The 21,595-nt window shown below is 65.6% G+C and carries 22 protein-coding genes; 12 read left to right on the top strand and 10 right to left on the bottom strand.

Translation table 11 applies throughout. From position 1 onward, the window contains the following. Nucleotides 1-4: 4 nt before the first annotated feature. The 3 genes from ACSQ8Y_RS24410 to ACSQ8Y_RS24400 all read right to left on the bottom strand — a co-directional run bounded on the left by ACSQ8Y_RS24410 (nucleotide 5) and on the right by ACSQ8Y_RS24400 (nucleotide 2,621). On the bottom strand, nucleotides 5-817 hold the full coding sequence (locus ACSQ8Y_RS24410) for a beta/gamma crystallin-related protein (RefSeq protein ID WP_436268992.1): 813 nt from the start codon (nucleotides 815-817) through the stop codon (nucleotides 5-7). Between the two features lie 98 nt (nucleotides 818-915). After that, nucleotides 916-1,863 (bottom strand): 2-hydroxyacid dehydrogenase, encoded by a 948-nt coding sequence (locus ACSQ8Y_RS24405; RefSeq protein WP_436268991.1) that lies wholly within the window; start codon nucleotides 1,861-1,863, stop codon nucleotides 916-918. Between the two features lie 11 nt (nucleotides 1,864-1,874). Further along, nucleotides 1,875-2,621 (bottom strand): substrate-binding periplasmic protein, encoded by a 747-nt coding sequence (locus ACSQ8Y_RS24400; RefSeq protein ID WP_436268990.1) that lies wholly within the window; start codon nucleotides 2,619-2,621, stop codon nucleotides 1,875-1,877. Between the two features lie 73 nt (nucleotides 2,622-2,694). Between ACSQ8Y_RS24400 and ACSQ8Y_RS24395 the strand changes: the two genes are divergently transcribed. Together ACSQ8Y_RS24395 and arsH are read left to right on the top strand one after the other, a co-directional pair. After that, a complete protein-coding gene (locus tag ACSQ8Y_RS24395) occupies nucleotides 2,695-3,024 on the top strand; it encodes an ArsR/SmtB family transcription factor (protein WP_436268989.1) in 330 nt (109 codons plus the stop codon). A gap of 15 nt (nucleotides 3,025-3,039) precedes the next feature. Next, a complete protein-coding gene (gene arsH, locus ACSQ8Y_RS24390) occupies nucleotides 3,040-3,747 on the top strand; it encodes an arsenical resistance protein ArsH (RefSeq protein WP_436269905.1) in 708 nt (235 codons plus the stop codon). Nucleotides 3,748-3,750: 3 nt separating this feature from the next. Here the strand turns inward: arsH and ACSQ8Y_RS24385 are convergent, their stop codons facing one another. Beyond that, nucleotides 3,751-4,299 (bottom strand): PEP-CTERM sorting domain-containing protein, encoded by a 549-nt coding sequence (locus ACSQ8Y_RS24385; RefSeq protein WP_436268988.1) that lies wholly within the window; start codon nucleotides 4,297-4,299, stop codon nucleotides 3,751-3,753. Nucleotides 4,300-4,442: 143 nt separating this feature from the next. Between ACSQ8Y_RS24385 and ACSQ8Y_RS24380 the strand changes: the two genes are divergently transcribed. Together ACSQ8Y_RS24380 and ACSQ8Y_RS24375 are read left to right on the top strand one after the other, a co-directional pair. Beyond that, nucleotides 4,443-4,928 carry an arsinothricin resistance N-acetyltransferase ArsN1 family B gene (locus ACSQ8Y_RS24380; protein ID WP_436268987.1) on the top strand — a complete coding sequence of 162 codons (486 nt, stop codon included), beginning with the start codon at nucleotides 4,443-4,445 and terminating at the stop codon, nucleotides 4,926-4,928. A 121-nt stretch (nucleotides 4,929-5,049) separates the two neighbouring features. Next, a complete protein-coding gene (locus ACSQ8Y_RS24375; RefSeq protein WP_436268986.1) occupies nucleotides 5,050-5,643 on the top strand; it encodes a nitrogen fixation protein NifQ in 594 nt (197 codons plus the stop codon). Here ACSQ8Y_RS24375 and ACSQ8Y_RS24370 read toward each other — a convergent pair. Further along, nucleotides 5,629-5,751, bottom strand: a complete 123-nt coding sequence (locus ACSQ8Y_RS24370) for a hypothetical protein (protein ID WP_436268985.1) — start codon at nucleotides 5,749-5,751, stop codon at nucleotides 5,629-5,631. The two genes, ACSQ8Y_RS24375 and ACSQ8Y_RS24370, sit on opposite strands and share 15 nt — an antisense overlap. Beyond that, on the bottom strand, nucleotides 5,748-6,944 hold the full coding sequence (locus ACSQ8Y_RS24365) for an MFS transporter (protein WP_436268984.1): 1,197 nt from the start codon (nucleotides 6,942-6,944) through the stop codon (nucleotides 5,748-5,750). Before ACSQ8Y_RS24365 ends, ACSQ8Y_RS24370 begins: the two co-directional genes overlap by 4 nt. 172 nt (nucleotides 6,945-7,116) lie before the next feature. Here ACSQ8Y_RS24365 and ACSQ8Y_RS24360 point away from each other — a divergent pair, with 172 nt between their 5' ends. Further along, the gene (locus ACSQ8Y_RS24360) at nucleotides 7,117-7,515 is read left to right on the top strand and encodes a DUF2917 domain-containing protein (RefSeq protein ID WP_436268983.1); all 399 of its coding nucleotides are present in this window, start codon (nucleotides 7,117-7,119) and stop codon (nucleotides 7,513-7,515) included. A 169-nt stretch (nucleotides 7,516-7,684) separates the two neighbouring features. Here ACSQ8Y_RS24360 and ACSQ8Y_RS24355 read toward each other — a convergent pair whose 3' ends face one another. Beyond that, nucleotides 7,685-8,629, bottom strand: a complete 945-nt coding sequence (locus ACSQ8Y_RS24355; RefSeq protein WP_436268982.1) for a LysR substrate-binding domain-containing protein — start codon at nucleotides 8,627-8,629, stop codon at nucleotides 7,685-7,687. A 104-nt stretch (nucleotides 8,630-8,733) separates the two neighbouring features. Beyond that, nucleotides 8,734-10,860 (bottom strand): TonB-dependent receptor plug domain-containing protein, encoded by a 2,127-nt coding sequence (locus ACSQ8Y_RS24350; protein ID WP_436268981.1) that lies wholly within the window; start codon nucleotides 10,858-10,860, stop codon nucleotides 8,734-8,736. A gap of 151 nt (nucleotides 10,861-11,011) precedes the next feature. Here ACSQ8Y_RS24350 and ACSQ8Y_RS24345 point away from each other — a divergent pair, with 151 nt between their 5' ends. Both ACSQ8Y_RS24345 and ACSQ8Y_RS24340 read left to right on the top strand, forming a co-directional pair. Beyond that, entirely contained in the window at nucleotides 11,012-12,142 is a 1,131-nt protein-coding gene (locus ACSQ8Y_RS24345) for a sensor histidine kinase (protein ID WP_436268980.1), read from the top strand. Continuing rightward, the gene (locus ACSQ8Y_RS24340; protein WP_436268979.1) at nucleotides 12,139-12,906 is read left to right on the top strand and encodes a LytR/AlgR family response regulator transcription factor; all 768 of its coding nucleotides are present in this window, start codon (nucleotides 12,139-12,141) and stop codon (nucleotides 12,904-12,906) included. Before ACSQ8Y_RS24345 ends, ACSQ8Y_RS24340 begins: the two co-directional genes overlap by 4 nt. Here ACSQ8Y_RS24340 and ACSQ8Y_RS24335 read toward each other — a convergent pair whose 3' ends face one another. Then, nucleotides 12,907-13,692 (bottom strand): SDR family NAD(P)-dependent oxidoreductase, encoded by a 786-nt coding sequence (locus ACSQ8Y_RS24335; RefSeq protein WP_436268978.1) that lies wholly within the window; start codon nucleotides 13,690-13,692, stop codon nucleotides 12,907-12,909. 90 nt (nucleotides 13,693-13,782) lie between these two features. Here ACSQ8Y_RS24335 and ACSQ8Y_RS24330 point away from each other — a divergent pair, with 90 nt between their 5' ends. The 4 genes from ACSQ8Y_RS24330 (at nucleotide 13,783) to ACSQ8Y_RS24315 (ending at nucleotide 20,430) form a co-directional block, all read left to right on the top strand. Next, nucleotides 13,783-14,721, top strand: coding sequence for a GlxA family transcriptional regulator (locus ACSQ8Y_RS24330; RefSeq protein ID WP_436268977.1), 939 nt, complete (start codon nucleotides 13,783-13,785; stop codon nucleotides 14,719-14,721). A 100-nt stretch (nucleotides 14,722-14,821) separates the two neighbouring features. Next, complete coding sequence (locus ACSQ8Y_RS24325; RefSeq protein WP_436268976.1) at nucleotides 14,822-17,659, top strand: type VI secretion system Vgr family protein; 2,838 nt, start codon at nucleotides 14,822-14,824, stop codon at nucleotides 17,657-17,659. A 13-nt stretch (nucleotides 17,660-17,672) separates the two neighbouring features. Continuing rightward, nucleotides 17,673-19,829, top strand: a complete 2,157-nt coding sequence (locus ACSQ8Y_RS24320; protein WP_436268975.1) for a M23 family metallopeptidase — start codon at nucleotides 17,673-17,675, stop codon at nucleotides 19,827-19,829. Then, complete coding sequence (locus ACSQ8Y_RS24315) at nucleotides 19,822-20,430, top strand: hypothetical protein (RefSeq protein WP_436268974.1); 609 nt, start codon at nucleotides 19,822-19,824, stop codon at nucleotides 20,428-20,430. The genes ACSQ8Y_RS24320 and ACSQ8Y_RS24315 overlap by 8 nt, the downstream gene beginning before the upstream one ends. Before the next feature lie 59 nt (nucleotides 20,431-20,489). Here ACSQ8Y_RS24315 and ACSQ8Y_RS24310 read toward each other — a convergent pair whose 3' ends face one another. After that, nucleotides 20,490-20,771, bottom strand: coding sequence for a hypothetical protein (locus ACSQ8Y_RS24310; RefSeq protein WP_436268973.1), 282 nt, complete (start codon nucleotides 20,769-20,771; stop codon nucleotides 20,490-20,492). A gap of 68 nt (nucleotides 20,772-20,839) precedes the next feature. On the opposite strand from ACSQ8Y_RS24310, the gene ACSQ8Y_RS24305 reads away from it, so the two are divergent. After that, nucleotides 20,840-21,565 carry a DUF4123 domain-containing protein gene (locus ACSQ8Y_RS24305; RefSeq protein ID WP_436269904.1) on the top strand — a complete coding sequence of 242 codons (726 nt, stop codon included), beginning with the start codon at nucleotides 20,840-20,842 and terminating at the stop codon, nucleotides 21,563-21,565. Nucleotides 21,566-21,595: the final 30 nt, after the last annotated feature.

Below are 21,595 nucleotides of genomic sequence, written 5' to 3'. Positions count from 1 at the left end.
CCGATTACATGCGCGGCACGCCGTCGCGGTTCACCTGGATAGTCCGGCCGGGTTCGCTGGCCAGCTGGGTGCGGTGCTCGGTGCCGTGATATTCGTACGTCACGTCCCAGTATTGCGGCTTGGTGCTGGGGGTATTTTCGCAGCGGCGCACGTCCTGGCCGTAGGTATTCGCGTTGTTGTTGCGTCCGACGTTGGCGCCCACCGCCCCGCCCGCCAGCGCGCCGCCGACCGTGGCGATGTCGCGCCCCGAGCCGCCGCCGACCTGGTGGCCGAGCACGCCGCCCAGCAGGGCGCCCGCCAGCGCGCCGCCGGCGTTGATGCCGCTGCTCTGCTGCGCAACTTGCTGACGCTCAACCCAGCAGCGTTCCTCGGGTGGGCCCACGACTGCCCGCACGCCGGTCACGCGCGCCTCGTACAGGCGTTCCTGCGGACGCTGGCGGTATTCATAGCTCGCTTGCGGCAGCGGAGGCGGCGCTTCGTATTCCTCTCGGTACTGCCGGTTGCGCGGCACGGCGCGCACCGAGGAGATGCTGTTGTCCATCCCCATGCCGGCCAGCGATTCGTAGCTGCCGCGCTTCAGGATACGGCACTGGCCGCGGAAGCCGGCGTCGTCGCACACCTCCCAGCGGCCTTTTTCGACCACGACCGAGGAGGCGCGGTCGTTGAAGCCGGCACGGCGCATGTCGTCCGTGGACTGGGAAATGGTGACCGCGCGGCCGCGCCAGCCTTCGCCTTGATACAGTGTGATTTGCGCCATCGCTTGCCCGCCGACTGTCATGATGCAGGCGGCGAGTGTCGTTTTGATGATCTTGTTCATGATGTTCTCTCCGGTTCAGGGAAGCCATTGCCTCCGCTGTTACGAAGAAGAGTACGCGCCGGATAACTAGCGGTCTGTGCGGCAGCGCGCATCCATTGTTAGCATGGCGTCAACAATGATAGCCCGGAAAAATGCGCCAGCAAGTTGTCCACCGCCAACTGGCCCATGGCGTGCCGGGTCTCCACCGTCAGGCTGGCGATGTGGGGCGTCAGCACCACGTTGTCGAGCGCGCGCAGCGCGGCCGGCACCTCCGGCTCGTTCTCGAACACGTCCAGCGCGGCTGCGCCCAGGCGGCCGTGCAGCAGCGCGTCGGCCAGTTCCGCTTCGTCCACCAGCGAGCCGCGCGCGATGTTGACCAGCGTGCCCTGCGGCCCGAGCGCGGTCATAACGGCGGCATCGACCGCGTGCCTGGTGGCGGGCGTGGCCGGGGCGCACAGCACCAGGTAGTCGCTTTCGTGCGCCAGCGCCAGCAGCGATTCGGTGCGGGGCGTATCGACCCCTGGCACGGCGCGCGGCTGGAAATACTTGGTTTCCATGCCCAGCGCCGCCAGCCGGGCTGCGATGGCCTGGCCGATGCGGCCGTAGCCGAAGATCCCGGCCACTTTTCCGCGCAGGCTGCGCGAGGGCGCCAGGGGCTTGCGCGCGCCCCAGCTGCCGTCGCGCACGTAGCGGTCCATGGCCGGCAGGCGGCGCGCGGCCGACATCAGCAGCAGCACTGCCAGGTCGGCCACGTCGTCGGTCAGTACGCCCGGGGTGTTGGTCACCGGGATGCCGCGCGCACGCAGCGCGGCGAAATCGACCTGGTCGTGGCCGACGCTGTTCAGGCTGACGATTTCCAGCTTCGGCAGACGGCCGGCCATGGCCGCGCTGAAGCCCATCATGCCGGTGGTCAGCACTGCGCGCACTTTGGCGGCCACGCTGTCGATGTACGCATCCTGCTCGGCTTTTGGTATGGACCACAGGTGGTGGCACTGGAAGTGCGCGTCGAGCTGCTGCATGACGGAGGGGGAGGGGCTTTGCGCGAAGACGAGGAGGTCGGGTTTCATGGTGTCCTGGGTTAATCCAGCCCGTATTGGGCCAGGATGCGGCGGCTGCTGCCGTCGGCTTGCATGGCGGCCATGGCGCGCTGGAACAGTTCGGCGTCATCCTCGCCGAAGTCGAGCGAGCCGGCCAGCCAGGCGGTGGTGCTGCGCACCGGTTCGCTGACATCGAAATCCTGCTGCTCGCCCCGCATGCGCAGCGAGGCGCGCACGATATTGCGTTCGCCGAAGGAGGCGTCGGCGATGCCGGCGAGCAGGAAGCGGTGCACCTCGTCGATGGAGGCCGACTCGACCACGTTCCGGTAGCCCAGTTCATGCAGCATGGCGGCCTGGCCGGCGCCGCGCAGGATGGCGATGCGGCTGGCCTTCAGCTGTTCCGGATGGCGCATGTCGAAGCGCCCCTTGCGCGGCGCGAGGAAAATGTAGTGCTCGTCGAACAGCGGTGCCAGCCAGCGGAACTGCGCTTCCCGGGCAGGCAGGCGCGTCAGCGGGAAAATCGCCGTCGCCGGCATGCTGGTGGCCAGGAAGATAGCGCGCCGCCAGGGTACGAATTCCGTCTTCGGCGACAGCTGCACGCGCTTGCACAGCTCGTTGACCAGCTCCATCAGTGCGCCCGGCTTGCCGGTCCCGCCTTTTTCCCGCACATCCAGCACGAAGGGCGGCAAATGGGCCGTCACGATGCGCATGCGCGCGGCGACCCCGGCTTGCGAGTAGGGGGCAATGCCGAGCGCGGCGGCGAAAGCGAGAAGTTGGCGTCTGTTCATGCCGCCTAGTGTAAGCAATTTTGGCCGGCTTGTAGTAAAGTTCGATAATCGTTGAAGTATTGAATGGAATAATATGGAAACCAAAGACGTATTGGCCGCCCTGGCGGCGCTGGCGCAGGAATCCCGGCTGGCGGCGTTCCGGCTGCTGGTGCAGGTCGGGCCGGACGGCATGGCGGCCAGCAAGATCGCCGAACACCTCGACATCGCGCCCTCCTCGCTGTCCTTCCACCTGAAGGAGCTGTCGCACGCCGGGCTGATCGCGGCGCGGCAGGACGGGCGCTACCTGATCTACAGCGCCAACTTTTCCACCATGAACGGCCTGCTGGCCTTCCTCGCCGACAACTGCTGCGGCGGCGTCCCGTGCGTACCCAGCCCGCCCCCGCCCTTGCCGATTTGCTGCTAGGAGACTCCCTTGTCCATTCCCGACCTGCCCAACATCAAGCCCGAGCTGCTCGATATCCCCACCGTTGCCAAGCTGGCGCCGGTGGGCAGCCTGGCCCATCCGCCGCGCATCCTGCTGCTGTACGGTTCGCTGCGCGAGCGTTCCTTCAGCCGTTTCCTGGTGTACGAGGCGGCCCGCATCCTCGAGCATTTCGGCGCCGAGGTGAAAATCTTCGATCCGATGGAGTTGCCGATGGCGGGCAGCGTGCCGGAAACCCATCCCAAGGTGGTCGAGCTGCGCGAACTGAGCTTGTGGTCCGAGGGGCAAGTCTGGTGCAGCCCGGAGCGCCATGGCGCCGTGACGGCCGTGATGAAGAACCAGATCGACTGGATACCGCTGGAACAGGGCGCGCTGCGGCCGAGCCAGGGACGCACCCTGGCGGTGATGCAGGTATGCGGCGGTTCGCAGTCGTTCAACGTGGTCAACACCTTGCGCCTGCTGGGGCGCTGGATGCGCATGTTCACCATCCCCAACCAGTCTTCGGTGCCGATGGCCTACAAGGAGTTCGACGACGCGGGCCGCATGCGCCCCTCCGCTTACTACGAGCGGGTGGTGGACGTGATGGAGGAGTTGTTCAAGATGACGCTGCTGCTGCGCGGCCGCACGGACTACCTGACCGACCGCTACAGCGAGCGCAACGAGCGGGCGGTCAAGGCCATCGACCGCCAGCTCGGGAAGATCTGACGCTTATTGATTCGCTTGCTTCTTGCGGCGCGCGGCCATCAGGCCCAGCAGGCCGATGCCGGCCAGCGCCAGGCTGCCCGGTTCCGGTACGCGGCTGATGTTGGCGGCGGTGAACGGGGTGTCGCTGCTCGCGGCGAAGCCCTGGAAGATGGACATATAGGCGCCGCCGCTGTTGATCCAGATGTCCTGGCTGGTGAAGCCGTGGGTGGCGTCGATGTTCCAGCCGGTCGGATTGTAGGCGTTGAAGCTCATCGAGATGGTGAAGTTGTTGGTCGTCACCACGTTGTTGAACGTGTTGTGGCCGTCCTGGAAGGACCAGGTGACCAGCGGATTGATGCCGCTCGAGCTGGTCGTGAAGGAGCCGGTGCCGTTGGCGGCCAGCAGGCTGGAGTCGAACGATACCAGGCCGGTGATGCGGTCGGTGGCCGTGAAGGCACCGCTGTAGTCGGTGAAGGCCGGGCCGTTGAAGGCGTAGCTCAGGGTGCTGGCGTGCGCGGCGGCGCAGGTCACGAAGGCGGCGGTTGCCAGTGCGATTTTGTTGCCCAGTTTCATGTATGTCTCTTGGTAAATAAAAGTTTCCTAATGTAAGCAACTTTTGTTCCATGGTAGAAATATCAAACACTTAGCATGAATTGGTATATTTTTCAGTATTAAACATCTCTCAACTGTAAAGTTTTCCGACAGGCTATGTAACCATGATCAGACCCGCCACTGCCGACGACGCCGGCGCCATTGCCGCCATCTACAACCACTACATCGCCACCACCACCATCTCCTTCGAAGAGCAGCCGGTCGCCGCCGCCGACATGGCAGGCCGCATCGCCGGCGTCACGGCCACGCTGCCGTGGCTGGTGTTCGAGCAGGACGGCGCCGTTCTGGGCTATGCCTACGCCACGCCGTGGCGGGTGCGCAGCGCCTACCGTTTTTCCGTGGAAAGCAGCGTCTACGTGTCGCATGGCCACCCGCGCATGGGCATAGGCTCGCGCCTGTACCGCGCCCTGCTCGACGAACTGCGCGCGCGCGGCCTGCACATGGTGATAGGCGGTATCGCCCAGCCCAACGAGGCCAGCGTCGCGCTGCACGAGGCGATGGGCTTCGAGAAGGTCGCCCACTTCAAGCAGGTCGGCATGAAGTTCGGCCGCTGGGTCGATGTCGCTTATTGGGAACTGTGTCTGGCTTAGGGCGAACAGTATGTTGCTTTGATAGTTGATATGGCTCTGCCGCTATGGGCAATACAGCTGTAGAATTAATAATCATATCAAAACAATAATGCCAAAGCGCATACCTGAGGAGACACAAACGATGCACGCTTTTCCCCTATGGCCGGCGGCCGAACTGGCGCCCTTGCGCTCCGGTTACGAACTGCTGGTTAAAGCCGTGACGGGCGCCTTGCAGCATGCCCGCCAAGGCGCGTTGCCGCCTTTCGCCCGCACCCTGGGCCTGCCGCAACCCGAGCTGCTGGCGCTGCTTTCCACTTGCCACCCGCGCGGCGACGCGCAGGCGCCGATCCCGGAATCGAAGTACGCCGCCATCGTCGGCACAGTGCCGCGCCTGTTCAGCGACGTGGCGGCGATGCTGGCCGAGCGCCGCACGCCCGAAGCCGATCCGCGCCACGCCGATTGGCTGGCGCGCGCCATTGCGGCCGCCGCGCTCGGCACGCGCTTCCTGTGGCAGGACCTGGGCCTGGCCGGGCGGCATGAGCTGACCGCGCTGATCCGCCTGTATTTCCAGCCCCTGTACCAGCGCAACACCACCGACGTGAAGTGGAAACGCTTTCTGTTCCTGGAGCTGGGTGCGCTGCAAGGCAATCCGCGCCTGAAGCCGCCGGGCTGCAGCGGCTGCGGGCAGTTCAAGGTCTGCTATCCGCCGGCCATGGAGGCGTCAGCACAGCGCTAGCAGGCTGGCCAGGCCCAGCACCTGCTCCGGCCGCAGCATGGCCAGCCAGGCCCAGCCGCAAATGGCGGCCAGCACGCCCCACAGCACGAGGTTGGCGAGCGGCCTCATGCTGGCTGCAGCCCGGCCACTGCGCGGTCGTCGATCGGCCAGTGCAGGGCGGCCGCCGCCAGGCCGAGGGCGACCGAGGCGCCCCACACCAGGCCGTAGGAATGGGTGGCGTCGAACACCGCGCCGCCCAGCCACACGCCGAGGAAGCCGCCCAGCTGGTGGCCGACGAACACCAGCCCGAACAGCGTGGAGATGTACTGCACGCCGAACAGCTGCGACACCAGGCCGCTGGTCAGCGGCACAGTGCCCAGCCAGGTCAGCCCCATCGCGAAAGAAAACAGGTAGATGCTGGCCGTGCTGATTGGCATGGCGATGAACAGCAGCATGGCCGCCGAACGCACGCAGTACAGATAGGCCAGCAGGCGCTTGCGCCGGTAGACGCCGCCCAGCTTGCCGCACAAATAGGTGCCGGCCACGTTGGCCAGCGCCACGATGGCCAACGCCATCACGCCGGTGTTGGCGGAAAAGCCCCGGTCCAGCAGAAAGGCCGGGAAGTGGCCGGCGATGAAGGCCAGCTGGAAACCGCAGGCGAAGAAGCCCAGGTTCAGCAGCCAGAAACCCCTGTGCGACAAGGCCTCGCGGATGGCCTGCCGCATCGACTGGCCGGCGCGCGGGGCGCTGGCGGCGGCGCTGTCGTCCATGGTCACTGCCAGCGGCGTGGCCAGCGCCAGCGCGGCGGCAATGACGGCCAGCGCCGCCATCCAGCCCAGGCTGCCGATCAATCCTTGCGCCGCGGGCACCATGGCGAACTGGCCGACGCCGCCGACCGCGCCCGCCAGGCCCAGCGCCCAGCTGCGCCGTTGCGGCGACACGATGCGGCTGAGCGCGCCATACACGGTGCCGAAGGCGGTGCCGGACAGCGCCATGCCGATCAGCAAGCCCCCGGTCAGCGCCAGCTCCACGCTGGTGGCCGCATGGGCCATCAGGTAGAGGCCGGCCGCGTACAGCAGGCAGGCGCCGGCCAGCACGCGGCGCGAGCCGTAGCGGTCGGCGATCATGCCGGTGAAAGGCTGGGCGACGCCCCAGACCAGGTTTTGCAGCGCGATGGCCAGCGCGAACTCTTCGCGGCCCCAGCCGCGCGCCGACGTCATCGGCAGCATGAACAGGCCCTGCACGTGGCGCATGCCCAGCGCCAGCCCCATGATGATGCCGCCGCACAGCACCGCCGCTAAAGGTGTTTTCAGGAATTTCATCGCCTTCTCCTTGTCCGATACAGCAAGGATAGCCAGCAGGCCGGCGCGCGCGCGAACGGTAAATCGGCATGCGACGCATGCGCTGTGCGCATGGATGGCATGCCGCGATAGCGTTTGTCGCGGATGCGCCGCCGGGCCACAATGCAGGCACCATGAAGCGAAGGAGAATGCCATGCAAATCACTTTACAGCCCCGGGAAGGCGCCACGCTGGCGCCGGGCGACGCGCTGCGGATACGCTGCCTGGCGGGCGTGCTGTGGATCACCAACCAGCGCGACAGCAGGGACCGCCTGCTGGCGGCCGGCGACAGCGCGGAGCTGTCCGCGTCGCAGTGCCAGTACCTGTCCAGCGTGGGGCGCAACGAGCCGGTGTCGTTTGAAGTGAGCGGTGCCGGCGCCAGCGTCCGCGTGCGGGCCGGCGGGATCCGGGCCGGCAAGAAGGCGGGCATCATTCCGCCTGGCCTGCGCGGCTGGCTTGTCCGGGCTGGCCTGGCGTCCGTCCCGGACCGGGGCCTTGCCGCGGGGTGGCGCCGTTCCTCCGGCTTTACCGCCTGGCTGCGCCGGCTTTCATGACGTTAGCTCCTGCCAGGTCAGCTTCCGGGTGCCTCGAATTGCCACCAATTTGTCGTTCGGCATCGGCGGACCGCCGCGCTGGCATGGAACTCATGCTACGCCTCCGAGCTTGCGAGGCATGGGGGCGGGAACGATATTTCGCGCTACCCTTCCGTTACGTCAGCTCCTGTCAGGCCGGCTCCAGCGTGGTCAGCGCCTGTGCAGTCAGCGCCGCCTGCGCCAGCAGCCAGTCGCGGAATATTGCCACTTCCGCGCGCGCCGCGCCGGGGGCCTGCATCAGCCAGTAGCCGTTGTCCTCCACCTGCAGGCGCTGGTCCATGCGCGCCACCAGGCGGCCGTCCTTCAGCATAGGCTGCAGCAGTGCCAGGCGCCCGAGCGCCACGCCGTGGCCCTCGACGGCGGCCTGGATCACCTGGTCATACTGGTTGAAGTGCAGATAGCCCTTCGGCTTGCGCTGCTCCAGGCCCTGCGCCTTCAGCCAGTAGTCCCAGTGCAGCCAGGGCCGGCCACGGTCGTCGAAATCGAGCAGCACATGCTCCAGCAGCGGGTCCGCCAGCGGGCCGGGCGGGCCGAAAGCGCCGGCCGCCACCGCCGGGCTGGCAACCGGCGCCACCGCTTCGTCGAACAGCCGCAAGCCGCCTTCGGTCGCCGGCGTGGCGGGGCTGTAGCGGATGGCCAGGTCGATGCCGTCGCGCTCCAGGTCCATCACCCGGTTGCTGGTCGCCAGGCGCACGTCGATGTGCGGATGCGCGGCCTGGAACGCGCCCAGTTTGGGCAACAGCCATAGCGACGCCACGCCTATGCTGGCCGACACCGTCACAGGGCGCAGCCGCCCGTCCTGCCGCAGCGACTCCGCCAGGTCCAGCAACCGCTCCATCCAGGGCGACGCCAGCTGGAACAGTTGCTCGCCTGCCTCCGTCAGCACGATGCTGCGGTTGCTGCGTATGAACAGGGGCACGCCCAGCCGCTCCTCCAGCGCCTGGATCTGGCGGCTGACGGCCGATTGCGTCAAGCACAAATCGTCCGCCGCGGCTGTGATGCTCATGCGCCGCGCCGCCGCGACGAAGCCGCGCAGCGCGTCCAGCGGCGGCAGGGAAACAAGGCGGTTCTGCATGGGGGCTCCTGATGGTCTATCCATGATTCTACCGCATGGATGGGGCGGCCGTCGCCGTGCCTGAATCTGGCGGGATCTGGCGGTATTCGGAGGCTTCCCGTCCGCTAGAGCGGCCGCTCGTACTGCAGGCGGACGCCCGTGGTGCCGGGTGTGACGGTGCCGCGCGCCGTGCCGCCGAGGGCGTCGGCGTAGTACTGGGTGCTGCTGCGGTCCTGGTGCAGCGCGTTGGCGACGGACAGGCGCAACTGGCTTTTCCTGCCGGTTTGCCACAGCGCGTACATGTCCAGCGTGCGCGTGGCGCTGCTGTCGCTGCTCAGCGTGGCGGTGAGGCGCGCCGGGCCGGCGCGCAGGTAGCTGAAATTGAAGCCGGTGCTCCACGCGGCCGAGGCGCGGTAGTCCAGGCCGAGGTTGGCGGTCAGCGGCGTTTGCTCGGCGAGACGGTTGTGCGGACCCGGCACGCTGTCCAGGCGCGACCAGTTGCGGCTCGCGTTGGCGCGCAGGTCGATGGCCGGTGCGGCCGCGTACAGCGCGGCCAGCGGCAGTTTGGCGTCGAACTCGATGCCGTGCGCGGTGGCCGTGCCGCCGTTGGCCAGGCTGCTGACCCAGGTGGCGCCGTCCTGGAACAGGCGCTGCACCGTGACGTCGTTGATCCGGCGCGCATAGGCGGACACGCTCGCCGCGCCGCTCTTGGCGAAGTACTTCTCGTAACCGGCGTCCACGCCCCAGGCCAGTTCGGGCCGCAGCTTCGGATTGCCTTCGACATCAGGATTGGTGGGGCCGTTGCCGTTGTTGATGGTGTAGCGGCGCGGCACCAGGTTGCGCGTCAACGGCGCCTTGTAGGTGCGCGACAGGGCGAGGCGCAACTGGTCGTGTCCGCGTCCGGGCAGCTTCCACAGCGTCTGCAGCACCGGGCTCCACACGCTGGAACGGCTGTGCACACCGGCCATGTTGCGGCCCACGGTGCCGGTGTCCAGGCCTTCCCGGCGCAGACCGAGATAAGCCTGCAGGCCAGGCGCGATCTCCCATTCGTCCTGCGCGTACCAGGCCAGGCGTTTGACGTCGGCCGTATAGTCCTGATCCAGCGTGTACAGCGGCGCGCCCTGCGGCGTGGTGTCGCGCTGCAGCCGGGTTTCGCGGCGCCGCGTAGTGCTGCCGTCCCAGCCCGCGCCGAAATTGTGGCCTTGCCACAAGGGTGTCAGGTATTTGCCGCTGCTGGTGGCGCTGTTGTCGCTGGCGCTGGAGGTCACGGCGCGCACCAGCCACGGTACGCGGCTCGCGTCCGCGCCATGGAAGCGGTAGTCGATCCCGCGCCGGTTGGCGTTGACACCTGCTTTGACGGTGAGCTTGCCGTCTGCGCCCATTTTGCGCGCCCAGCTGATGTCGCTGCGCAGCGCGCCGTTGTGGACGCCGGCGTGCCAGTCGGTGTTCGGCGAGCGCGTGGCGCCCCCTTGCAGCGTGCTCTCGCGCGCGTCGCCCGCGTTGGTGGAGCGCGTGATGTCGATGAGGCTTTGCCAGGACACGGTGTCGCCGTTGTCCAGTGTCCAGTTAAGCCGCGGCGCCAGGCTGGCCTTCTTGAAGTCGGCGCTGTAGCGTTCATGGAACACGCGTCGTGCCTGGACCGCGTCCGCCGCACCGGTGACCGTTTCGGCCACCAGCGGCTCGCTGAAGTAGCCGGTGCGCGACAGCGTGCCGGCCACCGAGTACGAATAGCCGCCGTCGCGGTCGGCCAGCTGCAGCGTGGCGCTGGGGTTCCAGCGCTGGTCATGTTCGATCTGCAGCTTCAGGTCGCGCAGCAAGCGGCTGGTGCCCTTGCGCAGCACGATGTTGATGCTGCCCGCCACCGCCTGCGCGCTGAACTCTGCCGACGCCGCGCGCATGATCTCGATGCGCTCGATCAGCTCCGGCGCCAGCGTGTCAATGCCGAAGCCCGGCGGCGCTGGATCGCCGTTGATCAGGATCTGCGTGTAGCCGGCGCCCAGGCCGCGCATGCGCACTTCGCTGCCGGACAGGGACAGACCGGGCAGGCGTTTCAGCACGCCGGACAAGGTGCTGTCGCCATACTGCAGCAGTTCGTCGCGGCCCACGACGAGCTTACCGGCCGTGTCATTGCGGCGCAGCGTCTCCGAGCCGGGGCCTGCCACTTCAACGCGCACGACGCCATCGGCGGCGGCGGCACTGGCGTGAAGGGCGCCCGCCAAGGCAAACAGGTGCAAGCAATGCGGATTTTTCATGTACGGCGGTAAAGTGCGTGATCGAAGGCCGCGAGTGTAGTGGTGCCGCTGCCGCCGCGCTGCCGCCTTGTGACGAAGCAGCCCATGCGCGGGACGAATTCTGCCATTGATGCTGCTGCCGCGTACAGGCCTGCCTGTATACTTTGCGGCAATGAACCCCTATCTCCACGCCGCCAGAATATTGGCCATCAACATCGCGCTGTGGACCGCCATGTGCGCGGTCGGCGCGCTCGGCACCTATAGCGACGGCCTGCGCCAGGGCATGGACCGGCCCTACGCCGTTCCCCTCTGGAACTGGTGGAGTACGCATGCGCTGATGATGCTGTTCAGCTCCGGCGTGTATTTGCTGCTGTCCCACCGTCCGGCGCTGCTGGGCCATGCGCGCCGCATCGCCGCCGTGTACATGGCGGTGCTGCTGTTGTTCCTGCCGCTGGAGTTGATCTATGTGGCCGGGGTCTTTGCCGTTCGCGCGGGCGCCGAGCGGTCGTTGCAGGCCGCATGGCAGGAACTGCACCGCATGCATAAATTCGACTGGTTCATGGAGATGGCGTGGACTACCTTCACCTACATCGCGGTCGTGGCGGTGCGCACCTGGCATCAAGGCCGCACGCGCGAGCAGGCTTGGCGCCAGGCGCAGACCGACAACCTGACCCTGCGCCTGGAACTGGAGCAGCAGCGCTTGCTGGCGCTGCGCAGCCAGCTCGAGCCGCATTTCCTCTTCAACGCCCTGAACGCCATCAGCGCGCTGGTGCGCTCGGACGACAAGCGCGTGGCGCTGTCGGGCATCAGCCGCTTGAGCGACCTGCTGCGCTATGCGCTCTCCGCCAGCACGCGCGACTGGGTCAGCATGGCGGACGAGTTGCAGTTCGTGCGCGACTATCTGGCGCTGCAGGGGCTGCGCTATGGCGACCGGCTGCGGTTCAGCGTGGAGGGCGACCACGGCGCGGTGCTGGGTGCGGACTGCCCGCCGCTGCTGCTGCAGCCGCTGGTTGAGAACGCGCTGCGCCACGACCTCGATTGCCACGACGGCTCCAGCGACATCCATCTGCGGCTCTCCTGCGAGGACGGGCAACTCGTGATACGCATCAGCAATCCGCTGCCGGCGCTGGTATCGTCATCGGGGGAGGCCTGCACATCGCCGAATCCCGGTCTCGGCCTGGGCCTGGCCAGCACGCGGGCGCGCCTGCAGATGGCCGCGGGCAACGCCGCCACCTTGCGTACGCGCCAGGACGGCGGCCGCTTCGTGGCCGAAGTGCGCATGCCGATGGAGCACGCCGCATGACGGCCATCCGCGCACTGATCGTCGACGACGAGGAACCGGGCCGCATCAACCTGCGCTACGCGCTGGCCGAGCATGCGGCGTGGGAGGTGGCGGTTGAATGCGCCAGTGCCGCTGCGGCGCGCGCCGCCCTGGCTGCGCCGGACGGGCATGGGATAGCGGTGGTGTTCCTTGATATCCAGATGCCGCAGGAATCCGGGCTGGCGCTGGCGCGCGAGCTGGCGCAGCGGGAGGAACCTCCGCTCATCATTTTCGTCACCGCCTACGACGCCCATGCGGTGGAAGCCTTCGAAGTACACGCGCTGGACTATCTGCTCAAGCCCTTCGACGACCAGCGTTTTGCGCAGACGCTGGAGCGCGCACGAGCCATGCTGGCGCAGCGCCAGCGGGCCGGCTACGGCGCCGCGTTGCGCGCCTACGCGCTGCCGCAGCCGGACTACTGGCGGCAGCTCAGCGTGCGTTCGGTGGGCCGCATCGAATCTGTGCAGCTCGAGGACGTTCTCTGGATGGAGGCGGCGGGCAACTACGTCGAACTGCGGCTGGCCACGCGCCGCGTGCTGCACCGTGTGACGCTAAGCCGCCTGCAGCAGCACCTGGACCCGGCCTGCTACGTGCGCGTGCACCGTAGCGCCATCGTACGCGCCACCCAGATCGCCAGCCTGGCGGCGAACGGCGACGGCAGCTACCAGGCAGCGCTGCGCTGCGGAGACACCGTTTCAGTCAGCGAACGGTATCTGGCCGCCGTGAAGGCGCTTCTGCAGCGGTGATCAGGCGGTATAGCGCGCGGCCGGCCTGGTGCGCGACAGGTTCGGTCCCATCGCCAGGCGCGCGGCTTCGAACTTGTCCCAGTCGGCGCGCTCGGGCAGCGAAGGAATCGTGATCACTTCGCCCAGGTCCAGGCCCGCCAGCGCCGCGTCCACCAGGTCGTCCACGCTCATCACGATCTCGCTGGGGAGGTGCGCCACCGGCACGCCGGCGTGGTCCCAGAATTCCGTCTCGATGGCGCCGGGCAGAACCGCCTGCACGCGCACACCCTTCGCGCCCAATTCATGCTGCAGCGATTGCGTGAACGCCAGCACATAGGCCTTGCTGCCGCCGTAAGTGCCGTTCAGGACTTCCGGCGCCACCGCCACGATGGACGCAATGTTGATGATGGTGCCATGGCCGCGCGCGGCGAAGCCCGGCGCCACGGCGCGGGTCAAGCGCGTCAGCGCGTTCACGTTGAGGAAGATCATGCGATCCAGGTCTTCCTGCTTCGAGTCCACCAGCGGCGCGGTGGCGCCCAGGCCCGCATTATTCACCAGCATGGTGATGGCGGCGTCGCTGGCCAGCCGCTGCTGCACCTTGGCCAGGTCTTCTTCCCGCGTCAGGTCGGCGGGCAGGATTTCGACGCGTCGGCCCGTGCCGGCGGCGACCTTGTCCGCGACAGCCTGCAGGCGCTCGCGGTTGCGTGCCACCAGCACCAGGTCGTAGCCGCGTTCGGCCAGCCGCTGGGCGTAGCGCGCCCCTATGCCGGTGGAGGCGCCGGTGATCAATGCGATGTTCGTATTCATGATGTGCTCTTTCATAGGTTGGGTTGACAGAAACAGTGTAGGCGCCTAAATTGAGTCCCGTATGCCATATTTACCTCACTTTGGGACATCATGAAACGCACCATAGGCCTGCTGCTGTTCCCTCGCTTCCAGGTGCTGGATCTGGCCGCCATCACGGTGTTCGAGGTGGCCAATGAACTCAAGGGCGGCGCCTGCTATGAAGTCGAACTGCTGTCCGAACAGGGCGGGACGGTGCATAGTTCCTCCGGCGTGCCGGTCGTGACGCGGCCCTTCGGCGGCCACAGTTTCGATACCGTGATGGTCGCGGGCGCGATGGAGGCTATCGTGTCCCCGCCCGGCTTTGTCGATTTCCTGCGCGCCGCCAGCGCGCTGTCCCGGCGCACCGCCAGCATCTGCACCGGCGCCTTCCTGCTGGCCCAGGCGGGCTTGCTCGATGGCCGCCGCGCCACAACGCACTGGTGCCAGGCGCGCGAACTGCAGCGCATGTATCCCAAGGTGAAGGTGGAGGAGGACCGTATTTTCATCAACGACGGGCGGGTCTGGACGTCGGCCGGCATGACGGCCTGCATCGACTTGTGCCTGGCGATGGTGGAGAGCGATCATGGCGTGGAGCTGGCGCGCGCAGTGGCGCGCAAGATGGTGGTGTACCACCGCCGCAGCGGCGGACAGTCGCAGTTCTCGGCGCTGCTGGAGCTGGAGCCGAAGTCGGACCGCATCCAGGCGGCGCTCACTTACGCCAAGGGCAATCTGCACAAGCCCCTGTCTGTGGACGAACTGGCGGATGCGGCGCATTTGAGCCGGCGCCAGTTCAGCCGCACCTTCCGCATCGAGACCGGGCAGTCGCCGGCGCGCGCGGTGGAGGTGCTGCGGGTGGAGGCGGCGCGCGGCATGATAGAGGCGGGCAACCATCCGATCGACGTGGTGGCGCGCGAGACCGGCTTCGCAGACCCGGAGCGCATGCGCCGCGCCTTCCTGCGTGCCTTCGGCCAGCCGCCGCAAGCGATCAAGCGCGCCGCGCGGCAGGCCTGATGCCGTTTCCGTAGAAGGTTCGGCGCCGCCGTCAAAAGTGCGACCGGAACTTGTTGAATATAGTAAATTGTCGAATATTTAACTAGTTCACAGTTGCAACATGCAAGCGATTTCGGCCCAAATTACCGCCGCCCTGGCGCAGTTCTCCAGCGACAGCCGCCTGTACGCGCTGACGCTGGGCGACGGCGGGCAGGACCTCGGCGCCAGCGGCTTGCTGGTCGAGGCCTTCGCCGCCGACGACGCATTGCAGGGCACCGGCCCGCGCGATGTGATCGTGCTCTCCACCAGCGCCCACATCGACCGCAGGTCTCTGCTGGGCCAGCCCGCCACGCTGGAGATCAGCCTGGCCGACGGCAGCCGTGCCAGCTTCAGTGGCGACGTTACGCGGGTGGCCATGTTGGGCAGCAATGGCGGCTACACCCGCTACCGCCTGCGCCTGACCCCTTGGGTGTGGCGGCTCGGCGAGGTGCGCAACAGCCGCGTATGGCAAGACAAGAGTGTGCCCGATATCGTCGACGACGTGTTCGGCGCCCACATGCCGCTGGCGCGCTGGCGCTGGAGCGAGGAAACCGCCTCCTTCATGGCCGACGCCGTCCCGCGCAGCTATTGCTGCCAGTACCGCGAATCCGACCTGGCCTTTGTCGAGCGCCTGCTGGCCGAGGAAGGCCTGGCGTGGCGCTTCGAACAGGACGCGGACGGCGCGCAGATGGTGCTGTTCGCCGACAGCAGCCGGCGCTGCGCGGTGCCCGAAGACGCCAGCAGCGAAGCCGGCGGCGGCATCCGCTTCCACGGCGCGCGGGCCGGCGAGCAGCAGGACACGATCCAGTCCCTGCAGGCGAAGCGCGCCACCAGCGTCGCCATGACCACGCTGCTGAGCTACGACTACAAGGGCAAGCGCGTGTATGGTTCGAGCTCATTGTCGCGCATGAAGGGGATCAGCGGGCCGGCGGTGGAATGCTACGACGCGCCCGGCCAATACCACTACGCCAGCGGCGCCCAGGCGCAGCGCTACGCCGACTTGCAGATGCAGGGCCGCGAGGCGCGCGCCCAGTCCTGGCGCGGCCGCTCCACGGTGCGCACCTTGCGCGCCGGCACCTCGATCACCGTCACCGGAGGCCCGCTGCAACAGGGCGGTGTAGACCCGGCCTACACCGTGGTGCGTGTGCGCAGCGTCGGCGTCAACAACCTGCCGCTGCCGGTGGCGCAGGCGCTCGCCGAACTGTTCGGCCCCATTCCTGAACTGCTGCTTGAAAGCGTGCCGCCGGACGATGCGGCCGATTTCGCGCAAGTCATCGAGCAGGCGTCCGGCAGCGGCTACGCCAACAGCTTCGAGGCCATTGCTTCCGAACTGCCGTGGCGCCCGCAACTGCCTGGCAGCGACGGCCGCAGCCATCCGCGCCCGACCGCGCGCGGCGCGCAAACGGCCATCGTGGTGGGCCCGGAAGGCGGCGACAGCCCGAACGGCGTGGACGAAATCTATTGCGACCGGCTGGGCCGCGTGCGCATCCGCTTCCACTGGCAGGACAGCGGCGACGCCACCTGCTGGGTGCGCGTGGCGCAGCGCTCGGCCGGCGGCGGCATGGGCTTCCAGTTCCTGCCGCGCATCGGCCAGGAAGTGCTGGTGCAATTCATCGAGAACGACATCGACCGGCCCGTCGTGGTCGGCGCGCTGTACAACGGGCAGGGCGAAGGCGGCGTTGCGCGCACGCCGGGCGGGCAGGCCGACGAGGGAGATGGAGAGCAGCCGTTCGGCAAGGCGCACGACCACGCCGTGGCGGGGCAGGGCAACCTGGCCGGCGGCAACAGCCCGCTATGGCACGGCGCCTCGGCCGACAGCGCCGGCCACCGCAGCAACGCCGCGCAGTGGGGCGTGCGCAGCAAGGAGTTCGGCGGCAGCGGTTACAACCAGCTGCTGTTCGACGACACCGACGCGCAAGGCCGCGTCCAGCTCAAGAGCAGCCACGCGGCCAGCGAACTCAATCTGGGCCACTTGATCCACAATGCCGACAACCACCGTGGCAGCCTGCGCGGCCAGGGCGCCGAACTGCGCACCGACGCATACGGCGTGGTGCGCGCGGGCGCCGGTCTGCTGGTAAGCAGCTACAAGATCGCCCACGCGGCGGGCGCGCGCGAACCGGTGGGCGACAACGGCGCCGGCATCGCGCTGCTGAAGCAGGCCGTCAAGATAGCCGAGACCTTCAGCGACGCGGCGAAGAAGCACGAGACGGTGGCGCTGGCCGGCCATACCGGCCCGAAGAAGGCCGCAAGCAGCGTCCTGGACGACAAGGCCGCGCCGCTGGCGGCGATGCTGACAGCCGTGTCCGGCATGGTCGCCGGCGACGCGCTCGCCAGCGCCAGGGCCGACGCCGCCGACAAGAACACCGCCCCCGGCGCCGGCAAGCTGCCGCACAGCACGGATCCGGTGATCGCCATTTCGGCCAAGGCAGGCCTGGGCGTGACCGCCGGGCAGGATGTACAACTGGCCAATGGCGAAACCGCCACGGTGATGAGCGGCGGCGACAGCCAGTTCGCCACGGGTGGGCAGATGCGCGTGCATAGCGGCCAAGCCATCGGCATCCTTGGCGGGGCGGTCGCTGCGGACGAGGGTGGCATCGGCATGCAGCTCATCGCCGCGCAGGACGCTATCGACATGCAAGCGCAGGCCGACGTGCTGAAGGTACAGGCGCGCGACGACCTCCAAATTGCCAGTGCTGGCGCCCACATCGACTGGGCCGCTGCGAAGCGCATCACTCTTTCTACTGCAGGCGGCGCCAACATCACCATCGATGGCGGCAATATCACCATGCAATGCCCTGGCAAGATCACGGTGCACGCGGGTAGGAAGAGCTTTATTGGGCCCACCAGAATCAGCTATGAAATGCCCTTGATGCCTGCCGGTGACCTCTTGTTGCGGAGTAGATATCCGTTCTCTATTTGAGATAATTCAACGTATGCTGCTTAGTCCCCCTTTTTTGCCTAGCAAGGCTGCAAACCAGTCTGAGTCCGATTGGATCAATACTGCCATGGTCGGCGGTGCGCCTGGCGATGGTTCTTTCCCTGTTAGCTTCAACTTGGCTTGGCATGGTGGACTGCACTTAACCGCGCCAGCTAGCGGAAACGCAACAGAGCGCGTGCGGGCAATCGCCGATGGCACGGTTGTCTTTAAGCGAGTCCCTGTTCAACGGGTCACGGATCTTGCGCATCCGCTCAATTATCGTGGCGGCTGGACTGACAACGGGGCCGTGATTATTCGGCATGAGACATCGATAGGCGAAGGTCGCAATGCATCTTTCGTGACGTTCTATTCGTTGTACATGCATTTGTCTGAAATATCAGCGGGCGTTAAAGTCGGGTCCAGAATTTGCAGGAAAGCCGAAATTGGGCAGGCTGGGCAGATATATGGGGGACTGATACGGAAGATCCATTTTGAAGTTGTCAGCGACGATCAAAACACCGCGAGGCTGTTCGGCCGGCAGTCTGGAGACTTGCCACTCGACCGTAATGGCCGGAGCGACTCGGTGTACGGCGAAGTGTTTTTTGTGCTGCCTGCTGCAACCCCTGTGTACGACACCAAGCCTTTGCCGCAATTCGCAGTGGCAAAGCGCCAGCCGCCGAAGCCTACGCCGCAATCCTCCCTGCCGCCGCCGATAGATTTAGAACCGGTCCATGAGTATGGCTCGCCCGTCGTGATAGGCCTGCACTATGCTAGTGGCATTGCATACTTGTCCACACTTCGTGTCGATGGCAGTGCCGTTGGAACTGCTTTGCAGGAAGCTGAGGCGGAATATGACGCCTATGCTGATGCGCTGCGCATAAGTAGTGCCTTCCCTGCTGCCGGCCGTCCCGCACCCTGTGCCGTTCTTGAGTTGATCAAGTTTGGTCGCGTTCTCAATGTCGGGACTGAAACGCTCACGCCAAACGACGTTCCTCACTGGCGAAGGGTCAACTATCCAGGAGGGACAGGCTGGGTCAATTTGAATGCGGCGGGAGTGACGAAATACAGCGATGCCGATTTTCCGCATTGGTCTGGTTGGAAGTTGATTGATGACTCTGCGGATCAAGATAGCCGATGTGATTCCGCTGCCTTGAAAGCTGTGATTAGTCCTACGGGCGTAACTATAGATCCGATCAACGCGGCTGTCTTGCTCAACGACAGCGCGATAGCTGGCAAACTGTCCAAAATGGTGTGCAAATTTCCGTCCGAGTGGTCAGCCGGGACAGAGGAGCAGCGCTGGGGATGGCTTAAGCAGAAGACTATCGAAAATCCGATGGCAATGACGGAGGTTGACTTCAGCGAGCTCAAAAATCATATTGCAGCCTTGACCATGGATCTGGAGCTGCTGAGAACTCCGTTGTGGCATTGGCATCCTGTTCAATTCGTGTCGCACTTCCGCAAATGTGGATGGCTCAATGAGCGCGAATTGGTCCGGTGTGTTCCTGCGACCTACCAAACGGAGCAAGGCGCCCGCGGTACGGCAAGAATATTGGCGAGCATTCCAAACCCGGTTGCCCAACAGCGCATCGCAACACGCAATGCAGCTGTTTTCATGAAAGTGTGCAGAAAATATGGTGTCGATCAGCGCCAGCGCTTGGCACACTTTTTGGCGCAAATCTATCGCGAGTCGGGCGTGTTGCGATGGGATCAAGAATTGGCCAGCGGAGCCGAATATCAAGGGCGCGCGGATCTAGGAAACACCCACGCTGGAGACGGTATCAGGTTCAAGGGGCGGGGCCTGATTCAGACAACTGGGCGAACCAACTACGAGAAATATAGTCAATATCGGGGCCGCTCAGGAACTTCGGCGTTTACTCTAGAGCCAAACAATGTATTGCTTGCGACCGATCCGTATAGTTGCGTTGATACTGCCGGTTTGTATTGGGTAAGTCGAGCCACTGGCAGGCGTCCTGCGAACATTAACATTAGCCGCATGGCTGACCAAGGAGTCGCCGAGGCAGATCTGAGACGTGTCACATACAATGTAAATGGAGCCGAGGATGGGCCGTGGACAGGACTCTTTGAGCGCCGGTCTCACTTGTCGGTGCTTGTATCGGTATTGCTTGATAGCGTGTCGGAAATTACACCGGCTGTGGAGAGAAAGAATGTATAAGAAAGTTTCGTTGTTGTTGTCCCTCGCGGCGCTGAATGGTTGCGCTTTCGCCTACGGCGGAGGCAGGAAACCAACTGAATCTGCCGGTGAGCACATTGTATGTAATATCGCTGTCGCGAAAGTAGAGGGACTGTCCATCGTTGCGAAAAAAATTCCTGCGTCCTCGCTGCGCACACGTATCGATAACGAACGATATGCAGCCTGCCCATACAAGGTCGAGTTGCGCTACAAGAACACGTCCATGGCAATTGATTTTGGCCGAGCGTTCTCTTACTCAGATGTGAAAACATTCGACCCCGCATTTCCGGTGAATACCGGCTATTTCATCCTTGATGAAAGCGGGTGGCATGGGGAGAGTGCTGATTCCGGCAACCGAGCCGATGCAATTTTTGTGCGCGACAGCGGCGAAAGCTCTTATGTTTCGGGACTTTATGCCCGCCAAGACATGAACACCAAGAAGCGTGATTATTGCTTTGCTATGGCTCTAATCGCCGCCGACGGCTTTGCGACGTCGGGCATCTGTTCCGCGTCGAGAGCAGCGCTTGAACCGCTTGAGCGCCTTTCGAAAAATGAACCAATTCTCCGTTATGTAGGGAAGTAACGGTGGGCTCACGATAGACGTTCAGCCGAAGCGGCCTGCAGTCGAGTTCTGCGCTTTCCCTAGCGGTCCTCGCGCTCCAGCCGGTCCTCGGCCGCCTGCAGGGTGGCGCCCAGCACTTCGCGCACTTCGGCGAACAGCACAGGCAGATCGGCCGTGCGCCGCTCGGAGATCGCGCTTTTGGCGTCCAACGTGGCGCGGATCAGTTTCTTGGCCCCCAGTACACCGATCGCGCCGCGCAAGCTGTGGAGTACCGGCGCGGCGTCCGCCGGCCGCTCTTCCCGCAGTGCCAGGTCGGCTTCGTCCATCGGCTGCATGCCGCCGGCCACTGCGCCGCGCACCATCTGGCTTGAGTACTTGAATATACGTGCGGCACAGCTCGTGCGCGGAACGCATCTGTACCTGCTGCTTGATGGCGTATTTGTGCCAGGTCTTCGCCGCAGCGTCGCCAACGCCGTGCCACCCGGTTCCGTCGCGCTACTGTTCGAAGGCCTTGCCCGGCTGCTCCGACGCTGCGAAGGACGTATCACCATTTCTGCTGCCATATGATGTGACGGCGAAAACATTGCCCACACTGCTATCCAAGTGCAGCGGCTGGCCCATGGTAAGCGCCATCGAGACATCCGAAACACTGGCGGAGCTGACGGCACGGTTATCCGTCTGGTGCGTGGTATATGCGGATGGGCAGCGGTTCAATTTTCGATTTCCCGACACGCGGCGGCTGCCAGGGATTTTCAATGCCCTCGCACTTGAGCAGCAAGGGCAGTTGGCAGGGCCGGCGTCGCATTGGTCGTATATTGGCAGAGATGGGGAATGGCGTGAACTGGTTTTGCCAGCTACGAACAGCGCTATTGCGGACGATAGCCCGGAATTGAGTGACCAGCAGTTCGGGCGTATGGTCGGCGACAGCGAAGCCGATGAAATGCTGGTTCGGCTGGCTGACCGGGGTCTCGTACCTGAACGGTCTTCCCTCGGCCATGCCATCGTGTCCAGCGCACTAAAGGCGGCGGAAGTCGGGGCGCTTGACCCCGCTTTGCGGGTGGACTGGTGCGGGGCCTGCCTGGCAGACGCAGACATGTTGCTTGACGGGGGCGCAAAACTGGAAAGCTGGCGGCAAGCTGCCGCGCTTGAATCTTGAATGGGATCTGAAATGAAGTCAAAAAGTCTT

Origin of the sequence: Pseudoduganella sp. LjRoot289 (assembly GCF_964252925.1) — a bacterium.
Taxonomy (GTDB): domain Bacteria; phylum Pseudomonadota; class Gammaproteobacteria; order Burkholderiales; family Burkholderiaceae_D; genus Rugamonas.
Note: the sequence above shows the minus strand (reverse complement) of the source record. Positions and strands in the feature narration are given on the sequence as shown.

What these genes read in the sequence shown, in the direction of transcription:
- ACSQ8Y_RS24335 (WP_436268978.1), bottom strand. Translation starts at nt 13,692, where the DNA reads ATGAATACGAACATCGCATTGATCACCGGCGCCTCCACCGGCATAGGG.
- ACSQ8Y_RS24355 (WP_436268982.1), bottom strand. Translation starts at nt 8,629, where the DNA reads ATGCAGAACCGCCTTGTTTCCCTGCCGCCGCTGGACGCGCTGCGCGGC.
- ACSQ8Y_RS24305 (WP_436269904.1), top strand. Translation starts at nt 20,840, where the DNA reads ATGGCGTATTTGTGCCAGGTCTTCGCCGCAGCGTCGCCAACGCCGTGC.
- ACSQ8Y_RS24325 (WP_436268976.1), top strand. Translation starts at nt 14,822, where the DNA reads ATGCAAGCGATTTCGGCCCAAATTACCGCCGCCCTGGCGCAGTTCTCC.
- ACSQ8Y_RS24330 (WP_436268977.1), top strand. Translation starts at nt 13,783, where the DNA reads ATGAAACGCACCATAGGCCTGCTGCTGTTCCCTCGCTTCCAGGTGCTG.
- ACSQ8Y_RS24370 (WP_436268985.1), bottom strand. Translation starts at nt 5,751, where the DNA reads ATGAGGCCGCTCGCCAACCTCGTGCTGTGGGGCGTGCTGGCCGCCATT.
- ACSQ8Y_RS24365 (WP_436268984.1), bottom strand. Translation starts at nt 6,944, where the DNA reads ATGAAATTCCTGAAAACACCTTTAGCGGCGGTGCTGTGCGGCGGCATC.
- ACSQ8Y_RS24315 (WP_436268974.1), top strand. Translation starts at nt 19,822, where the DNA reads ATGTATAAGAAAGTTTCGTTGTTGTTGTCCCTCGCGGCGCTGAATGGT.
- ACSQ8Y_RS24400 (WP_436268990.1), bottom strand. Translation starts at nt 2,621, where the DNA reads ATGAACAGACGCCAACTTCTCGCTTTCGCCGCCGCGCTCGGCATTGCC.
- ACSQ8Y_RS24405 (WP_436268991.1), bottom strand. Translation starts at nt 1,863, where the DNA reads ATGAAACCCGACCTCCTCGTCTTCGCGCAAAGCCCCTCCCCCTCCGTC.
- ACSQ8Y_RS24360 (WP_436268983.1), top strand. Translation starts at nt 7,117, where the DNA reads ATGCAAATCACTTTACAGCCCCGGGAAGGCGCCACGCTGGCGCCGGGC.
- ACSQ8Y_RS24350 (WP_436268981.1), bottom strand. Translation starts at nt 10,860, where the DNA reads ATGAAAAATCCGCATTGCTTGCACCTGTTTGCCTTGGCGGGCGCCCTT.
- ACSQ8Y_RS24345 (WP_436268980.1), top strand. Translation starts at nt 11,012, where the DNA reads ATGAACCCCTATCTCCACGCCGCCAGAATATTGGCCATCAACATCGCG.
- ACSQ8Y_RS24320 (WP_436268975.1), top strand. Translation starts at nt 17,673, where the DNA reads ATGCTGCTTAGTCCCCCTTTTTTGCCTAGCAAGGCTGCAAACCAGTCT.
- ACSQ8Y_RS24385 (WP_436268988.1), bottom strand. Translation starts at nt 4,299, where the DNA reads ATGAAACTGGGCAACAAAATCGCACTGGCAACCGCCGCCTTCGTGACC.
- ACSQ8Y_RS24340 (WP_436268979.1), top strand. Translation starts at nt 12,139, where the DNA reads ATGACGGCCATCCGCGCACTGATCGTCGACGACGAGGAACCGGGCCGC.
- ACSQ8Y_RS24310 (WP_436268973.1), bottom strand. Translation starts at nt 20,771, where the DNA reads ATGGTGCGCGGCGCAGTGGCCGGCGGCATGCAGCCGATGGACGAAGCC.
- ACSQ8Y_RS24395 (WP_436268989.1), top strand. Translation starts at nt 2,695, where the DNA reads ATGGAAACCAAAGACGTATTGGCCGCCCTGGCGGCGCTGGCGCAGGAA.
- ACSQ8Y_RS24375 (WP_436268986.1), top strand. Translation starts at nt 5,050, where the DNA reads ATGCACGCTTTTCCCCTATGGCCGGCGGCCGAACTGGCGCCCTTGCGC.
- ACSQ8Y_RS24410 (WP_436268992.1), bottom strand. Translation starts at nt 817, where the DNA reads ATGAACAAGATCATCAAAACGACACTCGCCGCCTGCATCATGACAGTC.
- ACSQ8Y_RS24380 (WP_436268987.1), top strand. Translation starts at nt 4,443, where the DNA reads ATGATCAGACCCGCCACTGCCGACGACGCCGGCGCCATTGCCGCCATC.